This is a genomic window from Klebsiella sp. B345 (genome assembly GCF_051131735.1).
Classification (GTDB): Bacteria; Pseudomonadota; Gammaproteobacteria; order Enterobacterales; family Enterobacteriaceae; genus Klebsiella.
This window is the reverse complement of the sequence record NZ_CP180443.1, coordinates 1,000,049-1,012,190: the sequence shown is the minus strand read 5'-3', so window position 1 is coordinate 1,012,190 and position 12,142 is coordinate 1,000,049. Positions and strand designations below refer to the sequence as shown.

Sequence of the window (12,142 nt, the reverse complement as noted above, 5' to 3'; positions counted from 1 at the left end):
ACAGCGGTGGGTTACTCCGCCTCATCTTCTGCGACGCGGACCCCGACTTTCAGTACGTGGTCATCCTCTTTTTCCGCGACCGTCCACAGCATGCCGGCGAATTCAACCTGGTCACCGACAACCGGGGCGGCGCCGAGCAGATGCTGAACCACATCGCCCAGCGACTGCTGATTATCGTTAAAATCTTCCACATCATCGAGGCCGTAAATTTGCGCCACATCGACGAATTTTGCGCTGGCATCGAGAATAAAGTCCCCGAAGAAACGCTGGTCGAGCGCCACCGGCGGCGACTGGCTGAACATTTTACCCAGCGCCGGCAGGTCACGCTCGCGGCCAATCACGCACAGAATATCCCCTTCCAGCAGGCGGGTGCTGCCGGTCGGGTGCAGCAGGACATTGTCGCGGAACAGGGCGGCAATACGGGTTTCCGGCGGCATATGTAAATCACGCAGCGCCGCGCCAACGCACCATTTTTCTGCGCTGAGCTGGTAGACGAACTGCTCCCACGGATTTTCCGGGTGAATATCCAGCCCGACGCGGGAAATGGGCCAGCCGACCGGCGGCACCACCACTTTGGCTTTTTTGGCCGCCCAGGAGAGGGATGTCCCCTGTAACAGCAGCGACACCAGCACCACGAAGAAGGCGACATTAAAGAACAAACGTGCGTTTTCGAGGCCGGCCATCATCGGGAAGACGGCGAGAATGATTGGCACCGCGCCGCGCAGCCCCACCCAACTGATAAACACCCGTTCGCGCAGGTTAAACCCGCGAAACGGCAGCAGACCGGCAAAAACAGACAGCGGACGGGCTACAAAAATCATCCACATCGAGAGCAGCAGCGCCGGGATGGCGATAGGCCACAGGTCCGAGGGCGTGAGCAGCAGACCGAGCACCAGGAACATGGCAATCTGCGCCAGCCACGCCAGTCCATCAAAGTTTTGCAGGATCCCATGACGGTTACGAATCGGCCGGTTGCCCAGCAGGAAGCCGCACAGATATACCGCCAGAATGCCGCTGCCGTCGAGGGTGGTGGTCACCGCAAAAATCATAATCCCGCCGCTGAGCGCCAGCAGTGGATAGAGCCCGGTCGGCAGCACGATGCGGTTAATCATCTGTAACAGCAGATAGCCGCCGCCAAGGCCAATCGCAATCCCGAGGCCAAACTGCTGCACGATATGGACGGCGAACATCCAGCTCAGGCCGCTTTCATGCTGCTGAATCATCTCGATAAGCGTAATGGTCAGGAACACCGCCATCGGGTCGTTGCTGCCGGATTCGATCTCCAGGGTGGAGCCGACACGTTCGTTCAGGCCTTTGCCGCCGAGCAGCGAGAACACCGCTGCCGCATCGGTGGAGCCGACAATCGCGCCGATCAGCAAACCTTCGATAAGGTTGAGATGGAACAGCCAGGCGGCCATCAGCCCGGTCAGACAGGAGGTGATCAGTACGCCGACGGTCGCCAGAGAGAGTGCGGGCCAGAGGGCAACGCGAAAGGAGCTGGCCTGGGTGCGCATGCCGCCGTCAAGCAGGATCACCGCCAGCGCCAGGTTACTCACCATATAAGCGAAGGGGTAATTGTCAAAAGGGATGCCACCAATACCGTCAACCCCGGCCAGCATACCAATGGCGAGGAAGATAACCAGAATCGGGATGCCCAGGCGCGAAGAAAAGGAACTCAATAAAATGCTACAGGTTACTAATACAGAACCCAGAATAAACAGGCTAATGACCGCACCGGCGTCCAATGTTGACGTACTCCTTACTGCGTGAATTTTTTAGGCAATGAAGCTCAGTTTACCAACCCTCGGAGTATCCTGAAATGTGTAACAGAAGATTTTATTCCGAAAGCACCGGATGCCCGCTGAGCGTTAAGGTGGTGGTGGTGTCGCGATGCATCAGTCGCGCGTTGGCGCCAAGCGGCAGGGTGACGGTTCGTTGTTCGTGGCCGAAATCCAGCCCGCTAATCACCGGGATATCCAGCTGGGTGCGCAGATAGTCGTAGACCACCGGCAGATCGTAACCGGCGTCGTAGTCGTTCGGGTTCGCGCCGCTGAAGCTGCCGAGGATCACCGCCCGCTGGCGGGCGAGGACGCCGCTGTGCAGCAGCTGCAGCAGCATGCGCTCGACGCGGAACGGATGCTCATTAATATCTTCCAGCACCAGAATGCCGTCGCTGATCTGCGGCATCCACGGGGTGCCCATCAGCGAAGTTAGCATCGCCAGATTGCCGCCCCACAGGGTGCCTATAACATCACATTGCTGGCCATCTCCCGGCCATTCAAGGGTAAATTCCGGGCTGCGCAGCGCCTGCCAGAAGTGGTGCCAGGTAAACGCGTTCATCGTTTCAGCACCAAAGTTACCTGCCAGCATCGGACCGCTGAAGGTGATTATGCTACCCTTTGCCAGCAGGCCCATCTGAATCGCTGTAAAGTCACTATGGCCACAGATTAAAAGCGGGTTTTCCCGCTGGCGTGCGACCAGGGCCTGCCAGTCGATATGGGGCAGCAGGCGGCTGGCACCGTAGCCGCCGCGCACCGGCATGACAATGCGGTTACGGCCTTCGAGGGTGGCCAACTGGTTAATATCGTTCAGGCGCTCATGTTCAGTTCCGGCAAAGCGCTGTTGCCGGCGGGGGATGACCTGCTGGTGCATCACCTGATGTCCGGCCTCCTGCAAACGCTCAACGCCGCGGAGCGCCGCCTCCTGGTTAATGCAGTAGCCTGAAGGCGCGACCAGATAAAACTGAGACATGACAATTCCTTGCTAAGAATGAAAGGGTTATCATGCCGCCTGGAGGGATTATTGTCATCTCCAGACGGCAAACTTCAGCCAATAAGGATAGATGTGTGAAATTGAGATGGTGTGTTTTTTTGATGGTATTGTTGGCCGGTTGTAGTTCGAAAAAGGATTATCGTAACCCGCCGTGGAACGCTGAAGTTCCGGTCAAGCGGGCGATGCAGTGGATGCCGATCAGTGAAAAAGCCGGTGCGGCGTGGGGCGTTGACCCGCAGCTGGTGACGGCGATTATCGCCATTGAATCCGGCGGTAACCCAACGGTGGTCAGTAAATCCGGCGCGGTAGGCCTGATGCAGCTGAAGCCTTCAACATCGGGTCGCGACGTATACCAGCGCATGGGCTGGCGGGGTGAACCGTCGGTGAGCGAGCTGAAAAATCCCGAACGCAATATCTCGATGGGGGCCGCTTACCTGAGCATCCTTGAAAATGGCCCGCTTGCCGGGATTAAAGACCCGCAGGTGATGCGTTATGCGGTGGTGGTTTCCTACGCCAACGGCGCCGGGGCGCTGCTGCGCACGTTCTCGTCGAATCGTCAGGATGCGATTGATGAGATCAACGATATGGATGCCGATGAGTTCTTTGAACACGTGGCGAAAAAGCATCCCGCGCCGCAGGCTCCCCGCTATATCTGGAAGCTGCAGCAGGCGCTGGATGCCATGTAGCCATCTGGAGTATGCCCCCGGCAGGTAGGTGACCACCGGGGGCGTTTTTCAGAAGTCGTAGCCGACGGTGGCGGTGATGCTGCGCTCGGCACCCCAGTAGCAGTTGCCCGTTCCGTAGCAGCCGGAGATATACTCCCGGTCGCTGAGATTGTTGGCATTGACCTGAACAAAAGCCCCTTTCAATGACGGTGACCAGACGCCGAGATCGGCGCGGACCATCGCATCCAGCAGCGTCACCGACGGCAGACGCTCGGTGTTCGCATCATCAGCCCACTGTTTACCGATATAGCGCACACCAGCCCCCGCGCTGATCCCGGCCGGGAACTGATAACGCGCCCAGAATGAAGCCATCTGATCCGGCGTGAGCTGCGGCGTATTGTCGTTGGTGCCATCTTTGGTGTCCTGGAAACGCAGGCGGTTCCAGGTGTAGGAGGCCAGGGTGCTCAGCTCTGGCGTAATCTGGTTATGCATCTCCAGTTCGACCCCTTGCGAGTGGACCTTACCGGCTGGAATAAAGGTGGCGGTGGCGATATTCGGATCGCGGGTGGCCACATCTTTCTGGGTTAAATCATAGATAGCGATACTGTACATATCGCGGCTACCCGGCGGCTGGAATTTCAGCCCCGCTTCCAGCTGTTCGGCGGTGGTGGGTTTCAGTAAGGTTCCATCGGCGCCCGGCAGCATCGCCGGCGTAATGGCCTGGCTGTAGCTCAGGTACGGCGAGAGGCCGTTTTCCAGGGCATACAGCAACGACGCGCGACCGCTGATATGGTCATCGGAACGGCGGCTGGAGGTGCCGAAGGTATCGCTGACCTGCTGCGAGACGATGCGATCGTAACGGCCGGAGACGTCCAGATGCCAGCGATCCCACACCATTTCATCCTGCAGATAAATGCCGGTCTGATAGTAGCGACGATTATTGTTATCGCTGTAGGTCACGGTATGCCCGGTTTGCGCGGTATAGCCGCTAAACGGATCGAGCGGTGAGGCGCTGCCGGCACCAGTCCACAGATCGTTGCGGAAGCGGTGATATTCCGCACCGAGGATCAGCGTATGGGCCAGCTCCCCAGTGTTAAAGTCGGCGCGCAGGCGGTTGTCGGTGGACCACGCATCGAGCGAGCCGCGAGAGCCGCTGTAGCCGCGTGCCAGCATGTCGCTGTCCCCAACCCAGCCGACCTGGTAGACCTGATCGAGAGAGACATTAGTGTGGGTGTAGCTCCCGGCGGAATAGGCCGACCAGGTATCGTCGAACTGATGCGTAAACTCGTAGCTGTAGATCTGCTCACGACGTTGATAGCCGTCTGACGGATCGCCTTCATTGGTGCTGGTGGAAAGCTTGCGCCCGTTGTGCGCGTAGCGGGTGCCGTCCAGCGGCAGCGAGCCATGGTAGCCGCCAGAGGGATCTTTTTGCAGGTAAGCGCGCAGTAACAACGAGGTGTCGGTATCCGGCTGCCACAGCAAGGACGGGGAGATGGCATAACGCTCTTCACGGGTATTGTCGTACTGGGTGTCGCTGTTGCGCGTCATCCCGATAATCCGGTAAGCCCATTGATCGTTAATGGCATCGGTATAATCGAAGGCGGCCCCTTTGGTGTTTTGCGTCCCGCCGCTCAGGCGGAAATGGCCCTCGGAAGTAAACTGCGGGCGTTTCGAGGTCAGGTTAACCACGCCGCCGGGGACACTCTGGCCATACAGCGCCGAGGAGGGGCCTCTGATCACATCCACCCGTTCGATAAACCACGGGTCAATCTGTAGGACGTTGTGGCTCCCGCCATCGCTCATCAGGCGCATGCCGTCGAGGAACAGGTTATCTACGTCGCCGCCGTGATAGCCGCGTAATGACACCGTATCAAAACGGGTCGCGCCGCCGCCAAAGCTGGAGTACACGCCTGGGGTATATTCCAGTGCCTGGCTGATGGTGTTGGCCCCCTGGTCATCCATCTGCTGGCGAGTGATCACCGAGACCGACTGCGCGGTGGTGATTAACGGCTGGTCGGTTTTGGTGGCCCCGGCGGAGGTTTTCGCGCTATAGCCCTCGGTGGGGGCGGTGGCGGAGTCAACGGGTTGCGCGGTGACGACCACGGTCTCTTCCGCCACGCTGGCGAGAGGGAAGGCGGCGGCCAGGGCGCACAGGAGCGCGGAGCGTTTAAAGGTGGTGCGGGCGATCATGGCATAATCCTGAGTAACCGCAGCCTGGTACTCCTGTACGCCGCTACGGAAAAGGCGAAAGTGTCTTCTTTCGTAAAAAAGTAATGCGAATTATTATTGTTACGCTTTGCGTTATCAAGCGGTGATTACGTAGCGTGACAATCAAAAGCCATGAAAAGACTGCTGTTTATTCACTTCAGCGCGGATAGACCGGGGCGTGCGGAGCAGAAGGCGTGATGACTGGCTACCAGATCTGGTAGCCAGGAGGGAAGATATTCAGAGGGTTACGGTGCCGCTTTTGCAGCCGGAGCGGCTATCGCATCGTTGGCGGCAGGTGCGGTGGTGGCGGGGGGCTGGTGGTACTTGGCGCGTCGAGCGGGCGGGTGGCCGGCAGCGAGTCACAGGGTTTATCCTGCGGGCAAACCAGATCCAACATTTTCAGCGTCACGCCGTTGGTCCAGCCGAAGCCGTCCTGCAGCGGATATTCACCGCCGCCTCCGCCGGTGCCCGTCGAGCTGACGTCATACTTTTCAACCAGTTTTTGCTGACTGTTGTAGGTGTGCTGGACGTTGCTGAGGAAGCGCCAGCTGACCTCAAGGGCGACCTTTTTCTGACCATAGTTCTGCAACCCTTGCGCAGCCACCCACTGCAGCGGCGCCCAGCCGTTGGGGGCATCCCATTGCTGGCCGCTGTTGACGGTAGTGGTGGTTAAACCGCCGGGTTTCAGCAGTTGCGATTCGGCGGCAGCGGCCACCTTCGCGGCCCGCTCGCTGGAAGCAGCATTGACGTACAGCGGGAACAGGGCGGCGGCGGTCAGCTGGTTTCTGACCTTATGGGTCTTGAGATCGTAATCGGCGTACCAGCCCGCTTTATCGTTCCACAGGTATTTCTCCAGCGCCTTCTGACGGGCATTGGCCTTGGCGTCGTACTGCGTCGCCTTGCCGTTATCCCCGGCCGCTTTGCTGGCCCGGGAGAGCACTTTCTCCATATGGAACATCAGGGCGTTCAGGTCCACCGGGACGATGCTGGTGGTACGAATGGTGCCCAGCTGCTGCGGATTATCCATCCAGCGCGAACTAAAATCCCAGCCTGAGGCGGCGGCGGAACGCAGATCGCGATAGATCTCGGTGGCCGGGCGATTGGGGTTGTTCTTCGTGGTGGTGACATCATCAAGCCAGGATTCCGGGCGCGGAGTGTCATTATCATCCCAGTAGCGGTTCAACAACGCGCCATCTTCCATGCGCACCACCCGCTGATTGGATTTCCCCGGCTCAAGCGCGTCGGCGCCTTGCATCCAGTACTGATACTCTTTTTCCATCTGCGGCAGGAAGGTCTTCAGCGCCCGATCGCCGTCGTGGGTGGCGAGCAGTTCCACCATAAACGGGAAGAACGGCGGCTGTGAGCGGCTCAGATAGTAGCTGCGGTTGCCGTTGGGAATATGCCCCCAGGTGTCAATTTCAGAGGCGAAGTTCGCCACCATATCGGCGACTTTATCCCAGTGGCCGCTCTCCGCCAGGCCCAGCATGGTGAAGTAGCTATCCCAGTAATAGACTTCGCGGAAACGCCCACCGGGAACCACGTACGGTTTGGGCAGCGGCAGCAGCGAATCCCATTTCTCGACCTCAACGGTACTGCGGGTCAGCACCGGCCACAGGCCGTTAATATGCTGACGTAGCGTCTGGCCTTTCGGCGGCACATACTGGTCATTTTCCCGCGGCAGCGTGAAATTGAGCTCGACGAAATGGCGCAGGTCGAAGCTGGTCTGGTTTTTTTGCATTCGATAATCGGCGAGGATCATCAGCGGGTCGCTATTGGGGATGGCATCGGCAAAGGTTTTTTGATCGGTAAAGAGCCGGGCGCTTTGCACATCGTTAAACAGCGGTCCGAGCAGAATATCCGGGGATTGCGGCGTGGGGGGATTTTCCAGGGCCTGGGCGCTCAGGGTCGATAGCGCGAACAGCGCGCCTCCCAGCGCTAAAGCGTAGGGTAGCGTAGGGGGGCGACGTGAAACCTGACTCGTCATGGGGCATTCTCCTTATTATTTCAGACGGTCTTACCACTGCGTTTGACCATCTGGAAACCTTAGACGAAGATCCGTTGTCCGGGGTGTCGCAGATAACATTTTGCGTGAAAACAGACAATTTACCTGTCAGCTCCGGCAGGCAGGCGACACGGCAAAACAAAAAACCTATGCCGCTCGGCAGGTGATGTGGCCGGGATGATTAGCAGAGTGAGGAGGGTGAGGGTGAATCGACGTCATTTTCTGCTGCTGGGGGCCGCGTCGCTGCTGGCGGGCCGCGGTGCTCAGGCCCTTGATGCCCGGCAGCAGCAATTAGATCTCTGGCCGGGTGAACCGCCGGGCGGCGGAGGCCCCTCTGGCAGACCCGTGCTATCGGCAAGCGGCGCCCTCAGCCAGGTTGCCGTGCCGCAGCTGTCGGTCTGGCAACCGGCGACAGCCCGTGGCCACGGCGTGCTGATTGCTGCCGGAGGCGGGTACCACCATATCGAACTTGCGAAAGAGGCCTGGCCTGCCGCACGCTGGCTGACGGCGCGTGGCTATACCGCCTACGTGCTGAGCTACCGGCTGCCCGCGGAAGGGTGGCGGGCCGGTGCGCTGGCGCCGTTGCAGGACGCCCAGCGGGCGCTGCGCCTGATCCGCCAGCGCGAGCAACGGGTCAGCCTGCTGGGGTTTTCCGCTGGAGGACATCTACTGGGCATGGCCGCCTGCCGCGCCAGCTTTGCGGCGTATCCGCCGATAGATGCTCTCGATGTGCAGCCCGCCCGCGCCGACGGCGCGGCGCTGATTTACCCGATCATTTCCCTGCTGCCACCCTACAGCCATACCGCGACACACCGGATCCTAGCCGGTCCGCATGCTTCTGATGCAGTTGACCGCGCCTGGTCGGTACAGAGCTACGTGAATGCGCAAACCCCGCCCTGTTTTCTGGTTCAGGCCGAAGACGATCCGCTGTCCGACCCGCATAACACGCTGATCATGGCCGACGCCTGTCGCCAGCATCAGGTTCCGGTCAGCCTCTATCGGTATCCTCACGGCGGGCACGGTTTTGCCATGGGACGTGCCGGTACCGCAACCGTAGAGTGGCCGGAGCACTATGCACAATGGTTGAAAGGGCGATAACCGCAATGGCGCAAACGGCCGATTTTTTGCTTCATGATGGTGCAAAATGGGCCTGAATCCAGCCAGCGCGCTGGTGATTTTTTGCACAGTGACGCGGCATGCTCAGCAGGCATTGCACGCCGATCTCGCGGCCCGCTACCTGGCATAATAAATGCTTATCTCTTACCGGAGTTACCCCAAAGTGAGTATAACCGGAGGAGACGGCCATGATAAAAATAACGCTTCCTGACGGGCATTATTATGACGAGATGCTTACCGCGCAGGGGCAGCAGCGTCAGCACTATAACGCCTGGTGGCAATGGTTTCACAGCACCGATCAATTCTCTATCCGGCAAAAGAAACAGCAGGCGGAGCTGCTTTTTCACCGTATCGGCATCACCTTTAACGTCTATGGGGAAGATGAAGGTACCGAGCGGTTGATTCCGTTCGATAGCGTACCGCGCATCATTCCCGCCGCAGAGTGGAAAAGGATCGATCGCGGGATCCGCCAGCGGGTTAAAGCGCTCAATGCTTTTTTATACGATATCTATCATGAGCAGAATATCCTGCGCGCCGGGCTGATCCCGGCGGAGCAGGTGCTGGCCAATGAGCAATATCAGCCCTGCATGCAGGGAATCGACCTGCCCAATAATACCTATGCGCACATTACCGGCGTCGATATGGTGCGCAACAGCGACGGCCAGTATTACGTGCTGGAGGATAACCTGCGGACCCCGTCAGGGGTGTCGTATATGCTGGAAAACCGCAAGATGATGATGCGTCTCTACCCGGAGATGTTTGAAAATCACCATATTGCGCCGGTGGAACGCTATCCGGGATACCTGCTCCAGACGTTGCGCGAAAGCTCTCCGGTCGACGACCCCTGTGTGGTGGTGATGACGCCGGGGCGCTTCAACAGCGCTTATTTCGAACACAGCTTCCTGGCTCAGCAGATGGGGGTTGAGCTGGTGGAGAGCGCCGATCTGTTTATCAAATCGGGCGCCGTCTACATGCGAACCACCGAAGGGCCGCGTCGGGTGGATGTGATTTACCGCCGCATCGACGATGCTTATCTCGACCCGCTGGCCTTCCGGGCCGATTCGATGCTCGGGGTGCCGGGGCTGCTTTCGGTGTACCGCGCTGGCGGGGTGGTGCTGGCCAACGCCATTGGCACCGGGGTGGCGGACGACAAGTCCATCTATCCTTTTGTGCCGGAGATGATCCGCTTTTACCTCGGCGAGCAGCCGATCCTCAACAATATTCCGACCTGGCAGTGCCGCAAGCCGGAGGATCTCCAGTACGTGCTCGGCAATCTGGAGACCATGGTGGTGAAGGAGGTTCACGGTGCTGGAGGCTACGGCATGCTGGTGGGGCCGCGCTCAACCAAAGAGGAACGCGAGGCGTTTCGCCAGCGCCTGCTCGCCAACCCGGCCAACTATATCGGACAGGATACCCTTGCGTTATCGACCTGCCCGACCTTCGTGGAAGACGGCCTGGCGCCGCGACACATTGATTTACGTCCCTATGTGCTCTCCGGCCATGAGATCCGTCTGGTGCCCGGCGGCCTGACGCGGGTGGCGCTGACGGAAGGCTCGCTGGTGGTTAACTCATCGCAGGGTGGCGGCACCAAAGATACCTGGGTAATGGAGGATGACGAATCATGCTGAGCCGGACTGCGAGTGAACTTTTCTGGATGGCGCGCTATCTGGAGCGCGCGGAAAGCTATGCCCGGGTGCTGGACGTGACCTGGAAGCTGTCGATGATCCCGCGCCACAGCCAGCAGTCCAGGGACCTGGCGTTGCCGCTGAATTTGTCCTCAACCCATGAGCTGTTTCAGGCGCGGCATGCGCGTTTTACCATGAGCAATCTGCTCAATTTCTTCGCCCTCGATGGCAACAATCCCTGCAGTATTTACAGCTGCGTGGAGATGGCCTGGAACAATGCCCACGCGGTGCGCGGCAGCCTGTCAGCGGAAGTCTGGGAGTGCATCAACGCCACCCGCATTGAGCTACGTAAGCTGCGCCAGCAGGGGATTAGCGAGCTGGGCCCCGACGGCTTTTTCGAATGGGTCAAAGAGCGGGTCCATCTGTTTCGCGGGGCGGTGATCGGCACGCTGCTGCGCAACGATGCGCTGAGCTTTATCGGCATCGGCACGTTAATCGAACGGGCCTATTCCACGACGCAACTGCTGTTGATTAAGGACCAGCAACTGAACAGCGACCCGGATTCGGTGCGCGAATACTATCGTCTGGACACGCTGCTGAGCGCGGTCAGCGCCCGGGAAGCCTACAACAGCATATATCGCCAGCCGGTGAGCCGGGAAACGGTGATGGAGCTGCTGATTTTGCGCAATGACGTGCCCCGGTCGCTTCGGGCCTGTATCTCTGACCTGATCGGTCAACTGGAGCATATTGCCAACGATCGCTCCCATCTACCGCTACGCCTGGCGCATCAGCTAAACGTCGATCTGCGTTTCAGCACCCGCGACGATCTGGCGAGCGCGGATATCCAAAGTTACCTCAACGGGCTGCTGGCGCGCATTAACGCCCTGTCCGACAGCATCAGACAAACTTATCTGGAGGCGCTATGAAACTGGTTATCGACCACCTGACCCGCTATGGCTATGATGAAGAAGTGAAGTTTTCGACCCAGTATCTGCGCTTGACGCCGCGCAGCACCGGGCGGCAAACCGTGAGTTCATGGACGCTGACGCTCCCGGATGGCTCGGCGATCACCACCACTGACGCTTGGGGCAACGTTCTGCATGTGTTAACTCTCGATAACCCGCATAAAGAGATTGCTATCCGCGCCAGCGGCGTGGTGGATATTGCGGAGGACGAGGAAGAGAACGAGATCATGGAGGCGGAGTTGCTCTCGCCGCTGGTCTTTTTGCGCAGCACGCCGCTGACGCGCGCCGACGAGCAGATCCGTGAATTTGCCCTGCGCCTGTATCGCGGCGACGATCCGGAGGAGAGCCTGAATCAGCTGATGGCCGAACTGCAGCTAAGAATGCCCTACACCCCTGGCTCCACTCAGGTGCAGGACAGCGCCGCCGATGCCTTTGCGCGTGCCAAAGGGGTCTGCCAGGATCATACCCATGTGTTTCTCGCCTGCTGCCGGGCGCTGGAGATCCCGGCGCGCTACGTCAGTGGCTATGTTTACAGCGATAATGCCCAGCATGTCGCGATGCACGCGTGGGCGGAAGTGTGGCTGAACGGGCGCTGGAAATCCTTTGATATCACCAATAACACCCGCCATCTGAACCAGCATCTGCGTCTGGCCACCGGGCTGGACTATCTCGATGCCTGTCCGGTACGCGGTACCCGACTGGGCGGCGGCGGGGAAATTATGTTAACCAATGCTGAAGTGCGCGAACATTCGCAACAGGCGCAGCAGCAATAAGGGCAGGAACAAACGA

General features: G+C 59.3%; 8 protein-coding genes and 1 pseudogene. 5 read left to right on the top strand and 4 right to left on the bottom strand.

The features are described 5' to 3' along the window. Window positions 1–11: 11 nt before the first annotated feature. Both ACMYSO_RS04730 and ldcA read right to left on the bottom strand, forming a co-directional pair. Window positions 12–1,745, bottom strand: coding sequence for a potassium/proton antiporter (locus ACMYSO_RS04730; protein WP_434669531.1), 1,734 nt, complete (start codon window positions 1,743–1,745; stop codon window positions 12–14). 91 nt (window positions 1,746–1,836) lie between these two features. Beyond that, window positions 1,837–2,751, bottom strand: a complete 915-nt coding sequence (ldcA, locus tag ACMYSO_RS04725) for a muramoyltetrapeptide carboxypeptidase (RefSeq protein WP_434669529.1) — start codon at window positions 2,749–2,751, stop codon at window positions 1,837–1,839. Between the two features lie 95 nt (window positions 2,752–2,846). Here ldcA and emtA point away from each other — a divergent pair, with 95 nt between their 5' ends. Further along, window positions 2,847–3,458 carry a membrane-bound lytic murein transglycosylase EmtA gene (gene emtA, locus ACMYSO_RS04720; protein WP_434584195.1) on the top strand — a complete coding sequence of 204 codons (612 nt, stop codon included), beginning with the start codon at window positions 2,847–2,849 and terminating at the stop codon, window positions 3,456–3,458. A 48-nt stretch (window positions 3,459–3,506) separates the two neighbouring features. On the opposite strand, the gene ACMYSO_RS04715 is transcribed toward emtA, so the two are convergent. Then, window positions 3,507–5,627 (bottom strand): TonB-dependent siderophore receptor, encoded by a 2,121-nt coding sequence (locus ACMYSO_RS04715; protein WP_434669528.1) that lies wholly within the window; start codon window positions 5,625–5,627, stop codon window positions 3,507–3,509. 263 nt (window positions 5,628–5,890) lie between these two features. Further along, window positions 5,891–7,629, bottom strand: a pseudogene (locus ACMYSO_RS04710) (alpha,alpha-trehalase). 222 nt (window positions 7,630–7,851) lie between these two features. On the opposite strand from ACMYSO_RS04710, the gene ACMYSO_RS04705 reads away from it, so the two are divergent. The 4 genes from ACMYSO_RS04705 (at window position 7,852) to ACMYSO_RS04690 (ending at window position 12,126) form a co-directional block, all read left to right on the top strand. Then, complete coding sequence (locus ACMYSO_RS04705; protein WP_434669527.1) at window positions 7,852–8,745, top strand: alpha/beta hydrolase; 894 nt, start codon at window positions 7,852–7,854, stop codon at window positions 8,743–8,745. Between the two features lie 206 nt (window positions 8,746–8,951). Continuing rightward, the gene (locus tag ACMYSO_RS04700) at window positions 8,952–10,391 is read left to right on the top strand and encodes a circularly permuted type 2 ATP-grasp protein (protein ID WP_174508078.1); all 1,440 of its coding nucleotides are present in this window, start codon (window positions 8,952–8,954) and stop codon (window positions 10,389–10,391) included. Beyond that, window positions 10,385–11,314 (top strand): alpha-E domain-containing protein, encoded by a 930-nt coding sequence (locus tag ACMYSO_RS04695; protein WP_123754827.1) that lies wholly within the window; start codon window positions 10,385–10,387, stop codon window positions 11,312–11,314. Before ACMYSO_RS04700 ends, ACMYSO_RS04695 begins: the two co-directional genes overlap by 7 nt. Continuing rightward, on the top strand, window positions 11,311–12,126 hold the full coding sequence (locus tag ACMYSO_RS04690; RefSeq protein ID WP_434669526.1) for a transglutaminase family protein: 816 nt from the start codon (window positions 11,311–11,313) through the stop codon (window positions 12,124–12,126). Before ACMYSO_RS04695 ends, ACMYSO_RS04690 begins: the two co-directional genes overlap by 4 nt. Window positions 12,127–12,142 lie beyond the last annotated feature (16 nt).

Bases quoted from the DNA above. Each gene is read 5' to 3' on its own strand.
- ldcA (WP_434669529.1), bottom strand. From the start codon at position 2,751: ATGTCTCAGTTTTATCTGGTCGCGCCTTCAGGCTACTGCATTAACCAG.
- ACMYSO_RS04715 (WP_434669528.1), bottom strand. From the start codon at position 5,627: ATGATCGCCCGCACCACCTTTAAACGCTCCGCGCTCCTGTGCGCCCTG.
- ACMYSO_RS04700 (WP_174508078.1), top strand. From the start codon at position 8,952: ATGATAAAAATAACGCTTCCTGACGGGCATTATTATGACGAGATGCTT.
- ACMYSO_RS04695 (WP_123754827.1), top strand. From the start codon at position 10,385: ATGCTGAGCCGGACTGCGAGTGAACTTTTCTGGATGGCGCGCTATCTG.
- ACMYSO_RS04690 (WP_434669526.1), top strand. From the start codon at position 11,311: ATGAAACTGGTTATCGACCACCTGACCCGCTATGGCTATGATGAAGAA.